The sequence below is a fragment of the Sphingopyxis sp. GW821-FHT12F08 genome (assembly GCF_058806755.1).
Window position 1 is genome coordinate 252,378 of the sequence record NZ_JBXAQA010000001.1, and the last position, 19,801, is coordinate 272,178.

20 protein-coding genes are annotated in these 19,801 nt (G+C 67.2%); 16 read left to right on the top strand and 4 right to left on the bottom strand.

Translation table 11 applies throughout. The features are described from left to right. Window positions 1-638 precede the first annotated feature (638 nt). The 4 genes from rpsM to rplQ all read left to right on the top strand — a co-directional run bounded on the left by rpsM (window position 639) and on the right by rplQ (window position 3,288). Window positions 639-1,007 carry a 30S ribosomal protein S13 gene (gene rpsM / locus AC1RNQ_RS01205; RefSeq protein WP_493168260.1) on the top strand — a complete coding sequence of 123 codons (369 nt, stop codon included), beginning with the start codon at window positions 639-641 and terminating at the stop codon, window positions 1,005-1,007. 103 nt (window positions 1,008-1,110) lie between these two features. After that, the gene (gene rpsK / locus AC1RNQ_RS01210; RefSeq protein WP_003040416.1) at window positions 1,111-1,500 is read left to right on the top strand and encodes a 30S ribosomal protein S11; all 390 of its coding nucleotides are present in this window, start codon (window positions 1,111-1,113) and stop codon (window positions 1,498-1,500) included. 105 nt (window positions 1,501-1,605) lie between these two features. Then, window positions 1,606-2,664, top strand: coding sequence for a DNA-directed RNA polymerase subunit alpha (locus AC1RNQ_RS01215; protein ID WP_493168261.1), 1,059 nt, complete (start codon window positions 1,606-1,608; stop codon window positions 2,662-2,664). A gap of 201 nt (window positions 2,665-2,865) precedes the next feature. Next, on the top strand, window positions 2,866-3,288 hold the full coding sequence (gene rplQ, locus AC1RNQ_RS01220; RefSeq protein WP_493168262.1) for a 50S ribosomal protein L17: 423 nt from the start codon (window positions 2,866-2,868) through the stop codon (window positions 3,286-3,288). A gap of 329 nt (window positions 3,289-3,617) precedes the next feature. Here rplQ and AC1RNQ_RS01225 read toward each other — a convergent pair whose 3' ends face one another. Together AC1RNQ_RS01225 and AC1RNQ_RS01230 are read right to left on the bottom strand one after the other, a co-directional pair. After that, window positions 3,618-5,201, bottom strand: coding sequence for an ABC-F family ATP-binding cassette domain-containing protein (locus tag AC1RNQ_RS01225; protein WP_493168264.1), 1,584 nt, complete (start codon window positions 5,199-5,201; stop codon window positions 3,618-3,620). Window positions 5,202-5,336: 135 nt separating this feature from the next. Further along, window positions 5,337-6,059: a hypothetical protein gene (locus tag AC1RNQ_RS01230; protein WP_493168265.1), complete on the bottom strand. Its 723-nt coding sequence runs from the start codon at window positions 6,057-6,059 to the stop codon at window positions 5,337-5,339. Between the two features lie 98 nt (window positions 6,060-6,157). Here AC1RNQ_RS01230 and AC1RNQ_RS01235 point away from each other — a divergent pair, with 98 nt between their 5' ends. The 12 genes from AC1RNQ_RS01235 (at window position 6,158) to AC1RNQ_RS01290 (ending at window position 18,392) form a co-directional block, all read left to right on the top strand. Further along, window positions 6,158-6,727 carry a GbsR/MarR family transcriptional regulator gene (locus tag AC1RNQ_RS01235; protein WP_493168268.1) on the top strand — a complete coding sequence of 190 codons (570 nt, stop codon included), beginning with the start codon at window positions 6,158-6,160 and terminating at the stop codon, window positions 6,725-6,727. A 61-nt stretch (window positions 6,728-6,788) separates the two neighbouring features. Then, window positions 6,789-7,409, top strand: coding sequence for a DUF4166 domain-containing protein (locus AC1RNQ_RS01240; RefSeq protein WP_493168269.1), 621 nt, complete (start codon window positions 6,789-6,791; stop codon window positions 7,407-7,409). Next, the gene (locus AC1RNQ_RS01245; RefSeq protein WP_493168270.1) at window positions 7,402-7,800 is read left to right on the top strand and encodes a thiol-disulfide oxidoreductase DCC family protein; all 399 of its coding nucleotides are present in this window, start codon (window positions 7,402-7,404) and stop codon (window positions 7,798-7,800) included. The genes AC1RNQ_RS01240 and AC1RNQ_RS01245 overlap by 8 nt, the downstream gene beginning before the upstream one ends. A gap of 16 nt (window positions 7,801-7,816) precedes the next feature. Beyond that, on the top strand, window positions 7,817-9,472 hold the full coding sequence (locus AC1RNQ_RS01250; protein ID WP_493168271.1) for a saccharopine dehydrogenase family protein: 1,656 nt from the start codon (window positions 7,817-7,819) through the stop codon (window positions 9,470-9,472). Between the two features lie 229 nt (window positions 9,473-9,701). After that, the gene (locus tag AC1RNQ_RS01255; protein WP_493168272.1) at window positions 9,702-11,867 is read left to right on the top strand and encodes a prolyl oligopeptidase family serine peptidase; all 2,166 of its coding nucleotides are present in this window, start codon (window positions 9,702-9,704) and stop codon (window positions 11,865-11,867) included. After that, window positions 11,840-12,967 (top strand): exonuclease/endonuclease/phosphatase family protein, encoded by a 1,128-nt coding sequence (locus tag AC1RNQ_RS01260; RefSeq protein ID WP_493168273.1) that lies wholly within the window; start codon window positions 11,840-11,842, stop codon window positions 12,965-12,967. Before AC1RNQ_RS01255 ends, AC1RNQ_RS01260 begins: the two co-directional genes overlap by 28 nt. A 14-nt stretch (window positions 12,968-12,981) precedes the next feature. After that, on the top strand, window positions 12,982-13,470 hold the full coding sequence (locus tag AC1RNQ_RS01265; protein ID WP_493168274.1) for a GAF domain-containing protein: 489 nt from the start codon (window positions 12,982-12,984) through the stop codon (window positions 13,468-13,470). Window positions 13,471-13,804: 334 nt separating this feature from the next. Beyond that, window positions 13,805-14,710 (top strand): glycine zipper 2TM domain-containing protein, encoded by a 906-nt coding sequence (locus AC1RNQ_RS01270; protein WP_493168276.1) that lies wholly within the window; start codon window positions 13,805-13,807, stop codon window positions 14,708-14,710. Between the two features lie 179 nt (window positions 14,711-14,889). Beyond that, window positions 14,890-15,420 (top strand): hypothetical protein, encoded by a 531-nt coding sequence (locus AC1RNQ_RS01275; RefSeq protein ID WP_493168278.1) that lies wholly within the window; start codon window positions 14,890-14,892, stop codon window positions 15,418-15,420. Window positions 15,421-15,712: 292 nt separating this feature from the next. After that, entirely contained in the window at window positions 15,713-16,252 is a 540-nt protein-coding gene (locus AC1RNQ_RS01280; RefSeq protein WP_493168280.1) for a hypothetical protein, read from the top strand. A gap of 264 nt (window positions 16,253-16,516) precedes the next feature. Further along, the gene (locus AC1RNQ_RS01285; protein ID WP_493168282.1) at window positions 16,517-17,836 is read left to right on the top strand and encodes a M28 family metallopeptidase; all 1,320 of its coding nucleotides are present in this window, start codon (window positions 16,517-16,519) and stop codon (window positions 17,834-17,836) included. 121 nt (window positions 17,837-17,957) lie between these two features. Next, window positions 17,958-18,392, top strand: coding sequence for a PilZ domain-containing protein (locus tag AC1RNQ_RS01290; RefSeq protein WP_493168284.1), 435 nt, complete (start codon window positions 17,958-17,960; stop codon window positions 18,390-18,392). A 5-nt stretch (window positions 18,393-18,397) separates the two neighbouring features. Here AC1RNQ_RS01290 and AC1RNQ_RS01295 read toward each other — a convergent pair whose 3' ends face one another. After that, entirely contained in the window at window positions 18,398-18,814 is a 417-nt protein-coding gene (locus AC1RNQ_RS01295) for an endonuclease domain-containing protein (RefSeq protein WP_493168285.1), read from the bottom strand. Window positions 18,815-18,971: 157 nt separating this feature from the next. Then, complete coding sequence (ctrA, locus tag AC1RNQ_RS01300; protein WP_058806510.1) at window positions 18,972-19,679, bottom strand: response regulator transcription factor CtrA; 708 nt, start codon at window positions 19,677-19,679, stop codon at window positions 18,972-18,974. Window positions 19,680-19,801: the final 122 nt, after the last annotated feature.

Here is a 19,801-nt window from a genome sequence, read left to right on the forward strand (position 1 = left end):
CGTCCTCTATTTCCGTTCGTGTCGAGCGAAGTCGAGACACCCCGAAGGCAAGCGCTCCCGATGGGTGTCTCGACTTCGCTCGACACGAACGGGGTTTATAGGTCGGCTCGTCTGCTACTCGCCCGAAAGCAATCGAACCGCTTCTTCCATATATAATGCGCGCAGAGGCGCAGAGGCCGCAGAGAAGAAAGACCATCCTCTCTGCGGCCTCTGCGCCTCTGCGCGAATATCATGATAGCCTGCGGCAGCTCCCGCCCGAAACCCGCCCCCGCATCCCACCCGCCAAAAAAACCGCTTTCCTAAACTCCCCCGCCATGCCATTTTTCCCCTGCTCGCCCGCATCGCAAGCAGCTTAAGGGCACAAAGGTCACAATCCGGGCATGCCCGACCGGTGAACTTTGAGACCTTAAAGCGGGCCGGCACCGAAAGCGCATCGCTGCGGCAGCCCGGCTCGCCGCAAATCCCTGCGCTTCGCTTGACTTTCTGCACGACTCACCTTACTTGCGCCTTCCATTCCGACAGCCTGACCGGACGGCGAAGCGCAGCTGCGTATTCGTGGTCCGTTTTTTGCGTTGGAAATCAGACGCTTTGAGATGGGGCCGTTGCCAGCGGCCCTGTGGAGCAGGAGAAAGTACCCAATGGCACGTATCGCGGGCGTCAATCTGCCCACCAACAAGCGCGTGATCATCGCGCTCACCTACATCCACGGCATCGGCCGCAAGACCGCCGTCGACATCGCCGACAAGCTCGGCATCGACCACACGCGCCGCATCCAGGACCTCAGCGATGCCGAGATCCTGCAGATCCGCGAAACGCTCGACGCCGACCACACGGTCGAGGGTGACCTTCGCCGCAACACGGCGATGAACATCAAGCGCCTGATGGACCTCGCCTGCTATCGCGGCCTGCGTCATCGCAAGGGCCTGCCGGTCCGCGGCCAGCGCACGCACACCAATGCGCGCACCCGCAAGGGCAAGGCCAAGCCGATCGCCGGCAAGAAGAAATAAGGTCGAGCGCGTCCATCCGGGCGCGCTTCCTTGTTTCTTTCCCCTGCCGGGGCAGCGGCCAACGCCCGCCACCGGCCATTCAGGATTAGGTTAGGAATATATCATGGCTCGTGAACCGCAGCGCCTTCGTCGGCGCGAACGCAAGAACATCTCGTCGGGCGTCGCCCACGTCAACGCGACCTTCAACAACACGATGATCACCATCACCGACGCACAGGGCAATGCGATTGCCTGGTCGAGCGCCGGCATGATGGGCTTCAAGGGAAGCCGCAAGTCGACCCCGTATGCGGCGCAGGTTTGCGCCGAAGACGCCGGCAAAAAGGCCGCCGAACATGGCGTCCGTACGCTGGAAGTCGAAGTCAAGGGCCCGGGTGCCGGCCGCGAATCGGCGCTCCGCGCGCTGCAGGCGGTCGGTTTCCACATCACCTCGATCCGCGATGTGACCCCGATCCCGCACAATGGCGTCCGCCCGGCCAAGCGCCGCCGCGTCTGATGCTGTCCGGATGCGCCCCATTCCGGGGCCGCATCCGCCACCTCCTAACGCCGGACCGGTCGGCTTCCGCCCCCGACCCGTCCCGCCAAAAGCAAAGGGAAGACCATGACTGTCAATATCCGGAACTGGCAGGAATTGAAGAAGCCCAGCAACCTGGAAATCAAGGCCGGCAGCGACGGCAAGCGCAAGGCGACCTTCGTCGCCGAGCCGCTTGAGCGCGGTTTCGGCCTGACGCTCGGCAACGCGCTGCGCCGCGTGCTGCTCTCGTCGCTCCAGGGTGCGGCTATCACGTCGATCAAGATCGAGAACGTGCTGCACGAATTCTCGAGCCTGGCCGGCGTGCGCGAGGACGTCACCGACATCGTCCTCAACGTCAAGCAGATCGCGCTCAAGATGGAAGGCGAAGGCCCGAAGCGGCTCCAGCTTTCGGCCACCGGTCCCGCGACCGTCAAGGCCGGCGACATCATGGTGTCGGGCGACATCAAGGTGATGAACCCGAACCATGTCATCTGCCACCTCGACGACGGCGCGACGCTGAACATGGAACTCGTCGCCGACACCGGCAAGGGTTATGTCCCCGCGACCGCCAACCGCCCGGCCGACGCGCCGATCGGCCTGATCCCGGTCGACTCGCTCTTCTCGCCCGTGCGCCAGGTCGCCTACAAGGTCGACAATGCCCGCATCGGCCAGGAACTGGACTATGACAAGCTGTCGCTGACCGTCGACACCGACGGCACCGTGACCCCGGAAGACGCCGTCGCCTACGCCGCGCGCATCCTCCAGGACCAGCTGCAGGTCTTCGTCCACTTCGAAGAAGCGATGAACGACAGCGGCATGATCGGCATGGCCGCTTCGCCGGCGACCGCCGACGAGAGCGACGTCAACCAGCTCAACCGCTTCCTGCTGAAGAAGGTCGACGAGCTCGAGCTGTCGGTGCGTTCGGCCAACTGCCTGAAGAACGACAATATCATCTACATCGGTGACCTCGTTCAGAAGACCGAAGCCGAAATGCTCCGCACCCCGAACTTCGGCCGCAAGTCCTTGAACGAAATCAAGGAAGTGCTGTCGTCGATGGGCCTGCGCCTCGGCATGGACATCCCCGGCTGGCCGCCGGAGAATATCGAGGAAATGGCCAAGAAGCTCGAACAGGAACTTCTGGGTTAAGCGGGAGCGAGCCGCGTAGCGTAGCTACGCGGCGGTTCGCGCCAGCGAACGCGAACGGCCGGCCAGCGGCGCGAAGCGCCGACTGACGTCACGGGATTTACTCCCGTGACGGTTCGCCGGAAGAACGGGAAGGGGTCGGCCCGCAATCGACCTGGCTTGGGGTACCTCGCACGGCCCCTCTGACAAACGAAGGAATGGATTATGCGTCATAAATCGGGTGGCCGGAAGCTGCAGCGCACCAGCGCGCATCGTACCGCGATGTTCCGCAACATGTCGGCCTCGCTCATCAAGCATGAGCAGATCATGACCACCGTCGCCAAGGCGAAGGAACTGCGTCCCTATGTCGAAAAGCTGGTCACGCTCGCCAAGCGCGGCGGGCTGGCCAATCGTCGTCTGGCGCAGAGCCGCCTGCTCGACGAAACCCAGCTGAAGAAGCTCTTCGACACTATCGCCGAGCGCTACAAGGACCGGAGCGGCGGCTATACCCGCGTCATCAAGGCCGGCATCCGCGCCTCGGACGCCGCCCCGATGGCGATCATCGAATTCGTCGATCGCGACGTCGACGCCAAGGGCCAGGATTCGGGCCCCGTCGAACAGTATGACGACGAGATGGAGACGGCGTAAGCGCGGGCTTTCGATCGAACAAGTGAGGGACCGGAAGCGGGCGCTTCCGGTCCCTTTTGTTTTGCGGAACTCGGAGGGCGGAATTCGGGGCGGTGGCGGACAAGAGCGATCCTCCCCCGCAGGGGGAGGGGGACCACCCGAAGGGTGGTGGAGGGGCACAGGAGATTTGCGTAACGCCAAACCGATAAGCCGCTCATTTCCAGCTGCCTATCTGCATTGCTCAACCTCACCGACAAGGCAAACCGCCTGTGCCCCTCCACCAGCTTCGCTGGTCCCCCTCCCCGTTCCGGGGAGGATCGCGACCGGCAGCTCCCACCCCAAACCCGCCATCATCCACCACCAAGCTTCACCCACCGCCCCACCCCGATCGCGTCCAGAAACGCCGCATCGTGGCTCACGACCAGCAGCGCGCCATCGTAACCGCGCAGCCCCGCCTCGACCGCCTCCAGCGAGTCGATATCGAGATGGTTGGTCGGCTCGTCGAGGATCAGCAGCAGCGGCGGCCTCGGCGCGCCCAGCGTGCAGGCGAGCCCCGCGCGCAGCATCTGTCCGCCGCTCAGCGTGCCGACGACCTGCAGCGCCGCATCGGCGCGGAAGCGGAAGCGCGCCAGCGCCGCGCGGCACTCATTCTCGCCGGTCTCGAGATGCAGGCGCCGGAAATTGTCGCGGATCGACAGCGCGGGGTCGAGCAAGGACACCGTCTGGTCGAGCATCGCATGCTCGGCGACCACCTTCACCCGCCCCGCCCATGGCGCGAGCCGCCCGGTGAGCAAAGCGAGCAGGGTCGATTTGCCGGACCCGTTGGGCCCGGTAATCGCCACCCGCTCGGGGCCGGTGATCGTGAAGCTTAGCCCGTCGATCACCGGCGTGCCCGCGGCATAGCCCGCCGTGACGTCCTGCAAGTCGACCACCACCCGGTTCGCCGCGAGCCCGCTCGGCGCTATGCTGACGGTCAGCGGCTGCAGCACCTCGACCTTCGTGCGCGCCGCGGCGAGCGCATCGCCAGCCTCGCCGCGCTTGCGCTCCGCAAGCCGCGCGCCCGCCCCGGCACTCTCCTCGGCGCGGCGCTTGAGCGCGCCGATCAGGATGCGCGGCATGTCGCCCTTTGCCGCCTTCTTGCGCCCGCCCTTGTCCTTGCGCGCCTGGCGCTCGCTTGCGCTCTGGATCTCGCGCGCTACTTGTGCAGCCTGGCGCTCGGCCTCGGCCAGCCCCTGCTCGGCCAACGCAAGTTCGGCGTCCTTGCGCGCGCGATAGGCGCTCCAGTTTCCGCCATAGCGCGCCGCGCCGAGCGAGGTCAGCTCGACGATCGCGTCCATCTCCCCAAGCAATTCGCGGTCGTGGCTGACCACGATCATCCCGCCGCGCCAGTCGGCGACGAGCGCACGCACCGCGCCCCGCCCCTCGCGGTCGAGATTGTTCGTCGGCTCGTCGAGCAGCAGGAAATCGGGTTCGGCTAGGATCGCCGCCGCCAGCGCCGCGCGCGTCCGTTGCCCACCCGACAGGCCGGCGAGCGGCGTGTCGGGCGTCGCCTCCAGCCCGACCCGGCCGAGCGCGGTTTCGATCCGGCTTTCGAGCGTCCAGTCGGCGTCGGCGAGCTCGTCCATCGTCGCACGCCCCACCTCGGCGCGCGCGAGCAGCGCGAGCGCATCGGTCACGCCGAACAGGCCGGCGAGCGTCTCACCCGGACCGGGCTGGACGCTCTGGCGCAGCACCGCGAGGGTTCCCGACACCGACACGGCGCCCGCCTGCGGTTCGATTTCTCCCGCGATCAGGCGCAGCAATGTGGTCTTGCCGACCCCGTTGCGGCCAACGAGCCCCGTCCGCTCGGCGGCGAAGCCGAGGTCGAGGCCGGTGAACAGCGGCTGGGCGTCAGCTGTGGTGTAGTGAAGATTCGAGAGGGTAATCGAGGGCATGGACTTCATCCTGCAAGGCAAGGCTTTGGGGCGATGGCTTGGCGATGAAATCCATGACGGCTTACTCTTCCTGCGAAATCAGGCGGCTAACATATGCCGCGCGCGCCGCCGCCGCAACCCGCGCGCGCCGGCCGGTCACGCGCCGGGCGCGCCAGACGCCACGGCCTTCGCGCGCATCTCGCGCACCGCTTCGCGCAAATCCTTCTCGCGGATCGTCGCGGCGATCTGGTCGGCCTCGTCGATCAGTGCCCGATCCTTCGTCAGCACCGCATGGTCGTAGAGCGCCTCCACCAGCAGATGCCTTTCGAAATCGCTGTCGGGAAAGGCTTTCATCCGGTAACGGTTGGCGAGCACGCGCGTTTCCGACCAGCGGTGCAGCCGCGGGTCGTGGTAGCGCAGCCCGAGCGTGAACAATTGCCCAGCGGCGCCGCGAAACTCGTAATGCGATCCGATCGCTCCGCCCGTCTCGGCGAGTGACGGCGCGATCAGCGTGACCGTCTCGTTGAGCCAGACGATTTCCGCCTTCTCGCCCTCGGCGTCGTTCCATTCGGGGTCGTTGTGCTGGGCGGCGTAAAAGGCCCCGAGCCCCTGGATTTCGTGGAACTGCATGACCTTCGCGGGGTCGGCGGGAAAGCGTATGGCGGCGGCCGCGGCGCGCGCACGGATCGCGAGGAAGCGGTCGCGCTTCGCGTCCTTCTGCGTCGCATAATCCATGTCGAAGGCGATCGACAAATCCTTGTCGAGCGCCGCGATCTCGGCATCGGCGTCGCCGGGTTGCTCGATCGCCATCGCCGGCGCCGCGAACCCCGTGCCCATCGCTCCCGCCGCCACTAGCGCAGCCGCCATCACCATTCGCATCTTTCGCATCTCCACGCGCGTGGACCCACACCCTTCTAGCGCCGTCGCAGCCCTACACCAGCCTTGACTCGATTCCTGTTTCGACTATTATTTCTGTCATGACAGAAATAATCGAACATGAGTCGAAACTGTCCCCCGCGGCGACCGAGTTCATCCTCCATTGGGGCAATCTCGGCGGGCAATGGGGGGTCAATCGTTCGGTCGCGCAAATCCATGCCTTGCTGTTCGTGTCCGACCGCCCGCTGCACGCCGAGGAGATCGCCGAGCGGCTCGGGCTGGCGCGCTCGAACGTGTCCAATTCGATCAAGGAGCTGCTCGGCTGGCGGCTGATCGAGCGCGTGCCTTTGCTCGGCGACCGGCGCGACCATTTCACCGCCGAGACCGACATCTGGGAAATGGTCACGCGCATCGCCGCGGGGCGCAAGGCGCGCGAGGTCGATCCCGCCGAGGCGGCGCTCAAGGCCTGCGTCGCGCGCGCCGCGCACGACCCCGGGCTCAGCGACGGCGCCAGGGCGCGGCTCGCCGACATGCTCGATTTCGTGACGACGATGAGCCGCTGGCACGACGAGATGCTGAGCGTGCCCAAGCCCGCACTGATGCGGCTGATCAAGCTCGGCGCCGGGGTGACCAAGCTGTTGGGCTGGCGCCCCGGCAAGGGCAAGCAGTAGGAGACGGACAATGTGGGGCGGAGCGCAGCGCGAACCGGTCGAAACGGCCCCCGCCCCTTCCGTGCGCGACGACGACGCGCTCTACGACTATCGCTTCCGCCGCCTCGTCCCGCGCGCCGCCTGGGACGCGCTCCCCGAGGATGTCCGCCGCCGCTTCTCCAAGCGGCTCACCGGCCAGGCGGTCGCCACCTACAGCGGCGAGATCGTCTGGACCCGCCTCTCGCGCGCCGGCTGGCTCCTCGCGCAGGCCTGCCGCCTGATCGGCGCGCCGCTCCCGCTCGCCGTCAGCGGCCCCGCCCCCGCGGCGGTCGCGGTCAGCGAGGACCGGGCGAGCGGCGGCCAATATTGGACGCGCCTCTATGGCCGCCGCCGCGGTCCCCCGCAGGCGATCCACAGCGCCAAGAGCTTCGCCGGCCCGACGGGGCTCGAGGAGCATATCGGCCGCGGCTTCGGCATGGCGCTGACCGTGCGCGCCGAGGCCGACGCGCTGATCTTCACCTCCGACCATTATTTCTGGCAGGCGTGCGGTATCCGCATCCGGCTCCCCATGTGGTTGGCGCCCGGCGAGACAGTAGTGACGCACCAGCATCTGGGCCATGGCCGCTTCGCCTTCGACCTCAAGGTCACGCATCCACGCCTCGGCGAGCTGGTCAACCAGCACGGGCTGTTCCGCGATGGCTGACGGACCGGTCATCCTGTTCGATGCCGAATGCGTGCTCTGCTCGGCCAACGCCCAGTTCGTGCTGCGCCACGACAAGGCGGGCCGTTTCCGGCTGGCGTCGATCCAGGGCGAAGCGGGCGCCGCGCTCGCCCGCCGGCACGGCATCGACCCCACCGACCCGGTGAGCATGCTCGTCGTCGACGGCGATCGCGTCCGCCGCGACAGCGATGCGGTGCTCTCGATCTACGAAGGCCTTGGCCTGCCGTGGCGGCTGATGGCGGTCTTCCGCCTCGTCCCCGCGATGCTGCGCGACCCCGTCTATCGCTGGATCGCGCGCAATCGCTACCGCCTGTTCGGACGGCGCGACACCTGCTGGGTCGCTCCGCCCGAATATCGCGCGCGCATCCTGTGAAGGACCACCGGCTCCCATGCGAATCCTGATCCTCGGCGGTTATGGCGTCTTCGGCGGGCGTCTCGCCGAACTGCTCGCCGACTGCGCCGATCTCGAGCTGCTGATCGCCGGGCGCGACCGCCAGCGCGCCGAAGCCTGGTGCGCGGCCTGCAAGGGCCAGCCGCGCGTCGTCCCGCTGCACCTCGACCGCCGCGACATCGCGGGCGCGCTCGCGGCACACCAGCCCGATCTCGTCGTCGACGCCTCGGGTCCGTTCCAGGACTATGGCGCCGACGGCTACCGCGTGGTCGAAGCATGCATCGCGGCGAAGACCGACTATCTCGACTTCGCCGACGGCGCCGATTTCGTCTTCGGGGTCGACCGCTTCGACGCGGCGGCGAAGGCGGCGGGCGTCTTCGTCCTGTCGGGGGTCAGCAGCTTTCCTGCACTCACCGCCGCGGTGCTGCGCGAAATGGCGAAGACGATGGACATAAGCAGCGTCGAGGGCGGCATCGCCCCTTCGCCCTATGCCGGCATCGGGCTCAACGTCATGCGCGCGGTGGTCGGCTATGCGGGGTCGCCGGTGAAGCTGCGGCGCGGCGGCCGCGACGAGCACGGCATAGGCCTAGCCGAAAGCCGGCGCTTCACCGTCGCGGTCCCCGGCCGCCTGCCGCTGCGTAATGTCCATTTCTCGCTCGTCGACGTCCCCGACCTGCAGCTGCTGCCGCGCGCCTGGCCGGGACTGACCGATGTCTGGATGGGCGCAGGGCCGGTGCCCGAAATCCTCCACCGCATCCTGAACCTGCTGGCCAAGGCGCGCGCGGCGCTGCGCCTGCCCTCGCTCGAACCGCTGTCGCGGCTCTTCTATTGGGTGCTCAACCGGATGAAATTCGGCGAGCATCGCGGCGGCATGTTCCTTCGCGTGCGCGGGCGCGCGGACGGCGAGCCGGTCGAGCGCAGCTGGCATTTGCTCGCCGAGGGCGACGATGGACCCTATATCCCGTCGATGGCGATCGAGGCGATCGTCCGCAAATGGCGCAGCGGCACGCGCCCCGCCCCCGGCGCGCGCTCATCGGCGGGCGCGCTCGCGCTCGCCGATTTCGAAACGCTATTCGCGCCGCGCGCGATCCACACCGGCTTCCGCACCGAGGAACCGGACGCGCCCTTCTATCGCCGCATCCTGGGATCGGCCTTCGACACGCTGCCCCCACGCGTGCGTGAACTCCATGCGAGCGAAGCGCCGCGGCGATGGAGCGGCGTCGCCGAGGTTCGCCGCGGCAAAAGCCCGCTCGCCTGCCTCGCCGCGGCGATCATCGGCTTCCCGAAGGCCGCGGCCGCGGTGCCCGTGACGGTGAGCTTCGCCCCCGAAGCCAAGGGCGAGCGCTGGACGCGCGACTTCGGCGGCCGCCGCTTTTCGTCACTGCAATATGCGGGAAGCGGGAAGGACGCCTATCTGCTCGTCGAGCGCTTCGGCCCCGCGGCCTTTGCGATGGCGCTCGTCGTCGACGGCGACCGGCTGCGGCTCGTACCGCGCCGCTGGTCGCTGCTCGGCGTGCCCATGCCGCGCGTCCTGATGCCCGGCGGGCCGAGCTTCGAAACCGACGCCGGGGGGAAGTTCCAGTTCAACGTCGAGATCCGCCTGCCGCTCGCGGGACTGGTGGTGGCGTATCGAGGGACGTTGGAACCGGCCTGACGCCCTGAGGGCAGACTCTTCCCCTCCCTTCCAGGGAGGGGTTAGGGGTGGGTGGTGAGCGAAGCGAACCTGTGTTCCTTCGCGAGGCCGCAGCGCCGCTGGCGCGGCGCACCCACCCCCGACCCCTCCCTGAAAGGGAGGGGAGAAAAAGGAAATCCGCTTGCCCGCCGCTTTTCCATCCTTACATTGGCACGCACGATAATTTCCTGACCATGAGGATCGCCTTGCCATGTCTCGTAAAGCTTTGTCGGCGCCGCTCGCGCTGGTCGCCTTGTTCATGACCCCTGCCGCCGCACAAGCCGCGAGCGACGCCGCGAGCGCGACCACGCCCGACGCGCCCGCCTATCCCGCGACCGAGCGCGGCAACACCGTCGATCCGCAGTTCGGCGTCGACGTCGCCGACCCCTATCGCTGGCTCGAGGACGATGTCCGCGTCAATCCCAAGGTCGCCGCCTGGGTCGCCGACCAGAACAAGGTCACCGACGCCTATTTGGATACCCTGCCCGGCCGCGACGCGTTCAAGAGCCGCATGACCGAGCTCTATAATTACGAACGCTTCGGCCTCCCCCGCAAAGCCGGCACCCGCTATTTCTACACCCGCAACGACGGACTGCAGCCGCAGTCGGTGCTGTTCGTACGCGAGGGATTGAAGGGCGAAGGGCGGGTGCTGATCGACCCCAATGGCTGGGCCAAGGACGGCGCGACCGCGCTCGCCGAATGGACCCCGTCGGAGGATGGCAAGCACCTCCTCTATTCGGTGCAGGACGGCGGCACCGATTGGCGCATCGTGCGCGTCATGGACGTCGCGACGGGCAAGGACCTTTCCGACGAAGTGCGCTGGGTCAAATTCTCGGCGCTCGACTGGGCGAAGGACGGCAGCGGCTTTTATTATTCGCGCTTCCCGCAGCCCGCCGAGGGCGCGGCGTTCCAGTCCTTGAACGAGAACCACACCGTCTATTTCCACAAGCTCGGCACCCCGCAGAGCGAAGACGTGCTCATCCATGCGACCCCCGACAAGCCCAAGCTCAACAACAGCGCGATCGTCACCGACGACGGCAAATATCTGATCGTCGTCGGCTCCGAAGGCACCGACGAACGCTATGGGCTGACGCTCTATCCGATCGGGCCGAAGGGTGCGGGCAAGCCGGTCACGCTGGTGAACGACTTTGCGAACAATTGGGAATATGTGACCAATAGCGGCACGCGCTTCACCTTCCTCACCAACAAGGGGGCGCCGCGCCAGCGGCTGGTGTCGATGGACATCAAGACGCCCGATGCGCTGACCCAGCTCGTCGGCGAACAGGAGGCGACGCTGGTCGGCGCGTCGCGCGTCGGGGGCCGGATCATCCTCTCCTACCTCGGCGACGCCAAGTCGGAGGCGCGGATGGTCGCCTTGGACGGCAAGCCGGTCGCGAACATCAAGCTCGCCGACATCGGCTCGGCCTCGGGCTTCGGCGGCAAGTCGGCCGACCCCGAAACCTTTTACGCCTTTTCCAGCTATGCGCGGCCGACGACCATCTATCGCCTCGACACCGCGACCGGAAAGAGCGAGATTTTCGCCGAGCCCAGGCTGACCTTCAAGCCCGACGACTTCATCGTCGAGCAGCGCTTCTACACCTCGAAGGACGGCACCAGGGTGCCGATGTTTCTGGTGATGAAAAAGGGCCTCGACCGCAGCAAGGGCTCGCCGACGTTGCTCTATGGCTATGGCGGGTTCAACGTGTCGATGACCCCGGGCTTCTCGCCCACCCGCCTTGCGTGGGTCGACAAGGGCGGTGTGCTCGCGATCGCGAACCTGCGCGGCGGCGGCGAATATGGCAAGGCGTGGCACGACGCGGGCCGCCTCGACCGGAAACAGAATGTCTTCGACGATTTCATCGGCGCGGGCGAATATCTGATCGCCGAGGGCATCACCGGCAAGGGCCAGCTCGCGATCGAGGGCGGCTCGAACGGCGGGCTGCTCGTCGGCGCGGTGACCAACCAGCGCCCCGACCTGATCGCCGCGGCGCTGCCCGCGGTCGGCGTGATGGACATGCTGCGCTTCGACCGCTTCACCGCCGGCCGCTACTGGGTCGACGATTATGGCTATCCGTCGAAGGAGGCCGATTTCAAAAACCTGCTCGGCTATTCGCCCTATCACAACATCAAGGACGGCGCGGCCTATCCCGCGGTGCTGGTGACCACCGCCGACACCGACGACCGCGTGGTGCCGGGGCACAGCTTCAAATATACCGCCGCGCTCCAGCATGCGAAGGCGGGCGCCAAGCCGCACCTCATTCGCATCGAAACGCGCGCCGGTCACGGATCGGGCAAGCCCACCGACAAGGTCATCGCCGAAGCCGCCGATAAATATGCCTTTGCCGCCAAATGGACCGGGCTGAGCGTCGCCGAATAAGGCGCTGGCCGTGGATCGCCGCCGGCGTCCTTCTGGGGCTGGCGGCGGCGGTCTGGGCCATCCTGCCCGACGGGCGCGCAGCGCGCGTCGAGCGGCGCGCCGATTGCTATGACCCGTACACGCTGCCGAAGGTCGAGACGCTCGCCGACGGCCGCAAGGCGATGCGGCTGCGCGTCCTGCTCTGGAACGTCGAGGGCCTGCCCTGGCCGATCCGCAGCGGGCGCGAGGCGAAGCTGGCAGCCATGGCCGACTGGATCGCGAAACGGCGCAAGGCGGGGCTCGGCCCCGATATATTGATCCTGCACAAGGCCTTCACGCCCGAGGCGTCGCGCATCGCGACGGTCGCCGGCTATCGCGCGATCGTCCCGGGCCCGGCGCTGGACGACAAGCGCCAGCTCCCCGCCGCGTCCCCGCCGACCGGCTTTGCCGACGGCGCGCGCTGGTGGAAGGGCGAGGGCGTCGGCAAATGGCTCGACGGCGGCCTCTATGTTGCGACCGACCTGCCCGTCATCGACCAGGCGCGCGATGCCTTCGGCGCCGACAGCTGCGCGGGCTATGACTGCCTGTCGAATAAGGGCGGACTCGCGCTGCGCGTCGCCGTCCCCGGCGCGCCCGAACCGCTGGCCCTGTTCAACACCCATCGCAATTCGCGCGAACCCGCCAAGGTTGGCATCCCCCGCGCCGAAGCCTCGCACCGCCTCCAGACGCAGGAGAATGACACCTTGCTCGCGGCCTTCGGCGACATGAACGGTGGGGCGCGCGCGCTGATCGCGGCGGGCGATTTCAACAATTACCGCGCGGGCGACAAGAGCGGTCGCTTCGCCGCCGACCCCGCCTTCCACCTCGCCGCCAAGGACACCCGCTTCGCCGCCCGCCCCGCACCGATGACCGACGCGCGCGCCTGGACCGACGCCTATGACCTGCTCGGCTATCGCGGCTCCGATGCACTCCGCGTCGAGCCGCTGGCGGTCGCGACGCTCTTCGACGGGAAGAATGGCCCTGTTCTTTCGGACCACGCCGCCCAATATGTCGTCTTCCGGCTGAGCTGGCGCGGCGACGCGCCCGCCGCGCCGGTCTTCATGCCGACCTGCCGCCTCTGATCCGAAAGAAACCCATGTCCTTTGCCTTCGCCCCGACCGCCACCGCCGCCGACGCCCGCTGGGCCGAAACCGCCGACGCCGCCGAAGCACTCGTCGCGGGCGAGCCCGACGCCATCGCGAACATGGCCAATGTCGCGGCGCTGATCTGGCAGGCGATCCCCGATTTGAACTGGGCGGGCTTCTACCGCTTCGACGGCAGCGAGCTCGTGCTCGGCCCCTTCCAGGGCAAGGCGGCGTGCATCCGCATCCCCCTCGACAAGGGCGTCTGCGGCGCCGCGGCGCGGCTGCGCGCGACGCAGCGCGTCGACGACGTCCACGCCTTTCCCGGCCATATCGCCTGCGACGCCGACAGCCGCAGCGAGCTCGTCGTCCCGATCGTCGCGAACGACCGGCTGGTCGGCGTGCTCGACCTCGACAGCCCGCTGCCGTCGCGCTTCACCCCCGACGACCAGAGCGGCGCCGAGGCGCTGATCGCGCGGATCGCGGCGGCGCTCGCCTTATAACCCTCCCCCTTTATGGGGGAGGCAGCGAGACTAGCGAACTTCTTCGCTAGTCGCAGCGGTGGGGGTGCGGTTTCGGCCTGAAGCAGCGGCGCAAAGGTGCGCCATCACCCTCATCCAACTCCGCCTAAGCCGCTTTGCGGCTAAGGCTTCGTATCCTTCTCCCATCGAGGGAGAAGGATTGGGAGGCCGCGCTCAGCTATGGAATCTGCCCCAAATCGAGACAAACAGGTCAAGGTAAACGGATTCGCCGACAAGCTGTGCATTTGCTAAACACTTTGTTAACCAATGGCCCGCGCCGCCCCGGGCGCGGTCCAAGGAAACAGGGAGTTACGCCATGCGCACCGCACTTCTTCTGGGAATCGCCGCCGGATCGCTGCTGCTGACCGGCCACGCGCACGCCGGCGACAAGAAGGCCCGGCTCGACTACGGCGCACCGACCGTGTCCGACACGCGCGTCTACACCGGCTATCCCGACCGCGTGCCGAGCGAGGTCGACTATCGCCAGGTCAACGGCACCTACGACGCTGAAGGGCGCTGGACCGGAACCTGGAACGGGACTTACGAAGCGCCCGACGGCCGCCGCTACGACGGCGAATATGAAGGCACGGTGGAAGGCGCGGGCACCAGCTATGCCCCGCCGCCGCCGGCCTATGATCCCTATTATGACGGCGACGATGGCACCCGCGGCGGATACGACGCGCGCTATGACGCCGACATGGAGCGCCGCTGTGGCCGGGGGGGCACAGTTGGCGGCGCGGTTGTCGGCGGGCTTGTGGGGGGCATCGCCGGCAACCGCATCGCCGGCAAAGGCAACCGCACCGAAGGCACGATCATCGGCGGCGCGCTCGGCGCAGTCGCGGGCGGCGCGATCGGCAGCGCGGCGGACAAGAAGCGCTGCGACGACTGGTGGGCCAGCCGCGGCCACTACCAGCAGGGCGGCAGCTATTACCAGCAGGGCTATCATCACGGCGGCGGCTACCCGCCCCCGCCGGCCTATTACGGCCATGGCTCGACCACCGTCTATCAGCAGGGCGGCTACGGCCACTACGGCTATGGCGCCCCCTATGGCTATTATACGCCGGGCGTCGTCGTGACGACGGTGATCACCACCGGCGCGCCCGTGGTGACCGAGACGGTCGAGACCTCGACCCGCACCTATTATGAGAATGTCCCGGTGCGGAAGCGCTACGTCGCCAAGAAGAAGTGGAAGCCGAGACCCAAGCCGCGCTGCGTCTGCTGAGCCACGGACCAGCCAGACCAGTGGGCCCGCCTCCCGCGAGGGACGGCGGGCCTTTTGCTGCCCGCCAACGCTTCGCCGCGCGCAGGGGGCGGTTCAGCGGCGCGAAAGCATCCTTTCCCTACCAAGAGCCGATGGCGGGCGGGACCTTTCCCGTGCCCGCAGCTTGGGGACTATTCTCTATGCGCCGTTTCACCACTTTCGCCGCCGCCGCCGCGGTCCTCATGACCTCCTTCGCCGCGACCCCCGCCGAGGCGCGCAAGCGCTACGGCGGCTGGCACCACCGCGACCGCGACCATATCAGCACCGGCGAAGTGCTGGGCGGATTGTTCGTGATCGGCGCGATCGCGGCGATCGCCAGCGCCGCGAGCAAGGACAAGCAGGAGCGCCGCGAGCAACGCTACGACACGCCCTACCAGGACAATGACGAGTATCGCGAAGTCCCGCGCTACGAGCCGCAGGCCGACGAAACGCCCGCCCCCGCCGGCGCCTATGGCGGCGACGAAGCCGAGGCGCGCGCCACCGATGCGTGCAGCTGGGCGGTCGAGGGCGAAATGGGCGACGACGCACGCGTCGACAGCGTCACCGGCACCGAGCCCAGCAACGGCGGCTGGTACGTGACCGGCACTGCCTCACGCCTCGGCGACGAGGTGCGCAGCTTCGGGTGCAGCTACCGGGGTGGCCGCGTGGTGGACGTGACGTTTAACAGCTGACCATCCGGATCCTCCCCTTGGCGCAGCCATGGGGAGGGGAACCGCCGCCGCAGGCGGTGGTGGAGGGGTTGAAAACTTGCACCGACGCCTGAGGGCGTCGCCCCCTCCGTCAGCGCTTCGCGCTGCCACCTCCCCATCGCTGCGCGTGGGGAGGATTTTTTTCCTGAACCCCCGCTAAACCAAGTCTGAACCGCAGATAAGCGGGGGGTTCAGACCCGCGACACCCCCCTCCTTCTATAAAGCGAATCAACAGGCGGCGAACTCTGCCCCCTGCGTTGAAGGAGACCGAACCATGGCTATGACCAAGATGACCAAGGCCGCAGTTGGTGCGGCCACCGCCGGCGCATTGATGCTCGGCAGCACCCCCGCGATGGCCCGCGACCGCGACGGCGACGGGATCAGTGCGGGCGAAGTGATCGCCGGCGCCGTCGTCCTCGGCGGCCTCGCCGCGATCCTGTCGAGCGGCGACAACGACCGCTACGATCGCGGTGGACGCTATGATGGCCGCTATCGCGACGATTATCGCGGCCGCTACGACGACTCGCGCTATGGCTATGGCTATGACTATGGCCGCTACGGCAACAGCCGCAGCGCGGTGAACCAGTGCGTCAACGCCGTCGAACGCGGCAGCCGCCGCTATGGCAACACCGACGTCACCCAGGTGACGAGCATCGACCGCAAGCGCGACGGCTACAAGATCAAGGGCCAGGTCGTCGTCCGCGACGGCTACGGCGGTCGCTGGGGCCGCGGCGGTTATTACGACCGCGGTCGCTTCAGCTGCGACGTCCGTTACGGCCGCGTACAGGACATCCGATTCTCGGGCCTGCGCTAAAAACCAGCAAAGCCCCTCCCCTCACCGGGAGGGGCTTTTCTCTTTGGCTATCAAGCAAGACAGCGGGCGGCTGATATCGGGCGGTTGCGGACAAGAGCGATCCTCCCCCAACGGGGGAGGGGGACCACCCGAAGGGTGGTCCCCCTCCCCGTGCCGGGGAGGATCGGCAACGGCAGCTCCCCACCCCAAAGTCACCATCCAATGACGAACGCGCAATCGTTACAATCTCCTTTTCTTTGACGATCACGCGCCGCATGAAGCGGCATGATCAGACCCGCCCTGCTCGCCGCGCTGCTGCTGACCGCAGCCGCCCCCGCCTTCGCGAAGGACGAAACCCCCGCCGCCGACCCCGCGCGCCTCCGCGCCGACGTCGAAAAGCTCGTCTCCTTCGGCACCCGCCACACCCTGTCCTCGGCGACCGATCCCAAGCGCGGCATCGGCGCTGCGCGGGGCTGGGGCGCGGGCGAATTCGAGCGTATTTCAAAGGCCTGCGGCGGCTGCCTGACCGTCTCGCGCATTTCGGACCGCTTCGAAGGACCGCGCGCGCCCGCGGGAGTGATCGTCGAAAATATCCTCGCCATCCAGAAGGGGACGGGTGATCCCGCGCATGTCGTCATGATCGCGGGCCATATCGACAGCCGCGTCACCGATCCGATGAATTTCACCGCCGACGCGCCCGGCGCCAACGACGACGCATCGGGCACCGCGCTGGTGATCGAGGCGGCGCGGTTGCTGTCGAAGCAAAAGCACCGCGCGACGATCGTCTACGCCCTGCTCTCGGGCGAGGAACAGGGGCTGTGGGGCGGCCGACTGCTTGCGCGCCACGCCAAGGAGCAGAATTGGGAGGTCGCCGCGCTGCTCAACAACGACATCGTCGGCGGCACCCACGGCACCGACGGCACGATCGTCGACAATCGCGTCCGCGTGTTCAGCGAAGGCATCCGCGCGTCGGAGGATCTGGCGGCGGCGCTCGCGCGGCGCGGCATCGGGGGCGAGGACGACGGCCCGTCGCGCGCGCTCGCCAAGGCGGCGATCCGCGCGGGGCAGGCCAATCCTGCCATCGGACTCGAAGTCCTCGCGGTGCGCCGCCCCGACCGCTTCCGCCGCGGCGGCGACCATCTGCCCGCGCTCGAACTCGGCTATCCCGCGATCCGCTTCACCGTCGGGGTCGAGGATTACGACCATCAGCACCAGGATCTGCGCACGGAGAACGGCCGCAAATATGGCGACACGGTCGACGAAATGGACTTTCCTTATCTGGCAAGGGTGACCGCGCTCAACGTCGCGCTGGCCCGCGAACTGGCGGACGCGCCGCCCGCGCCGGCAGGCGTCAGCATCGACGGCGCCGTGAGTTCGGACACGGCGATCGCCTGGACCCCGGTCAAGGACGCCGCATCCTATCGCATCCGCTGGCGCCGCGCCGACAAGAGCGACTGGACCGACAGCCGCATCGTGCCGGGCGATTCGACCGAGGTCCTGCTGAAAGGAGTCCAGATCGACGACCATTTCTTCGGGGTCGCGGCGGTATCGGCCGGCGGCGCCGAAAGCATCGTCACCTTCGGCGGCCTGCCGCCCCAAAAATAGGCCGAAAAGGGGACAGCCGCAGCGCGTGCTATCCGAATATTTACCATCTGCCGCTATAGCGGGCGATGGGACCAATTTCGTCGCCCGGAGTGGGAACCGGACGGCTTGTACTGGGTCGCGCATGTCATATCTCGCCGACAATTCTGCATCCGAAAAGCGCCAGCCGCGCCAGTCGCGGCTCGTGAAGGCGGCGCTCGAAAACGCGCGTTTCGGCCGCTTCGACGTGACCGTGCGCAACGTCTCGCCGACCGGGATCGGTGGCCAAGGCCCGCACAGCCTGCAAAATGGCGAAAGGCTCACCGTTCATCTGCCCGGTCACGAGCCGATGGCGGGCACGGTGCGCTGGGTCTGCGACCAGCGGTTCGGGATCGAGACCGACGGCGAAATCCACATCGACAAGCTGCGCACCGCCCACGGCGGCAGCGTCCCGTCGGCCGACAACAGCATCGAGTTCCGCATCGTCCCGCCGCCGAAGGTCGTCGCGCGGCGCCCCGGCCTGTCGCTGGGCGCGGCGACGCCGATCGATCCGCACAAGAGCGACTGGCGGATGCGCTGAGGCCCCTAGCCTTTCTGGCGCGACCGCGACGTCCTTATCCTCCCCTCCCTGGAAGGGAGGGGTTGGGGGTGGGTGCCGCCGAGGCACTCGGCGGCGCGGTCGAGCACGACCCGGGCAGCACCCTCGGGATTGGTCAATACATCACTGTTCCAAAGGCGAATGACGCGCCAGCCTGCACGCTCCAGATATGCCGTTCGTTCATCATCATAAACTTGTTGATCAAGGTGTTGGCTGCCATCGAGTTCGACCGCCAGCTTTGCCTCGCGACAGGCCAGGTCAATGATATAGTTTCCCACAACCAGTTGCCGGGTGAACGCAGGGCGATAACGCGACAACAGGCGCCATAGCTTGCGTTCGGCGGGCGTCGATTCGCGCCGCAGCTCGCGGGCACGGCCGGTCATTTCCTTTGAAATGCGGCGCATGCAAGCAGATTAGAACGGCGAGCTGCGCTCGCCAACCCACCCCCAGCCCCTCCCTGAAGAAGGGAGGGGAGGAAGGCCCACACACAACGGAAAACCGGCGCGGATCGCTCCGCGCCGGCTCCCCCGTGTGTACCTGTTATGAAAAGCGCGCCGGGCGTCAGGCGACGCGGCGCACTTCATTGCCCTCTTCGTCGATGTCGCGCAGCACATAGCCGCGGCCCCACACCGTCTCGATGTAATTTTCGCCGCCACAGGCCAGCGCCAGCTTCTTGCGCAGCTTGCAGATGAAGACGTCGATGATCTTGAGCTCGGGCTCGTCCATGCCGCCATAAAGATGGTTCAGGAACATTTCCTTGGTCAGCGTCGTCCCCTTGCGGAGCGAGAGCAGCTCGAGCATCTGATATTCCTTGCCGGTCAGATGCACGCGGGTCGAATCGACCTCGACCGTCTTGGTGTCGAGGTTGACCGCCAGCTTGCCGGTCTTGATCACGCTCTGGCTGTGGCCCTTCGAGCGGCGGACGACCGCGTGGATGCGGGCGACCAGCTCGTCGCGGTGGAACGGCTTGGTGACATAATCGTCGGCGCCGAAGCCGAACGAGCGGACCTTCGAATCCATTTCGGAAATGCCCGACAGGATCAGCACCGGCGTCTGCACCTTGGCGGTGCGCAGCTTCTTCAGCACGTCGTAACCGTGCATGTCGGGCAGGTTCAGGTCGAGCAAAATGATGTCGTAATCATAGAGCTTGCCCAGGTCCAAGCCCTCTTCCCCCAGATCGGTGGTGTAGACGTTGAAGCCTTCGGTCGTGAGCATCGTGTCGATCGCCTTGGCGGTCGTCGGCTCGTCCTCGATCAGCAATACGCGCATTGGGCACCCCTTAACTGTTTCCCACGATGACCCCGCGACCCGTCCGCTTGATCACCTGCGTGATGCGCCGACGGGACCCCTGTTGCGGGACTGCCGGAACATTAACCATGAAAGCAATGAAG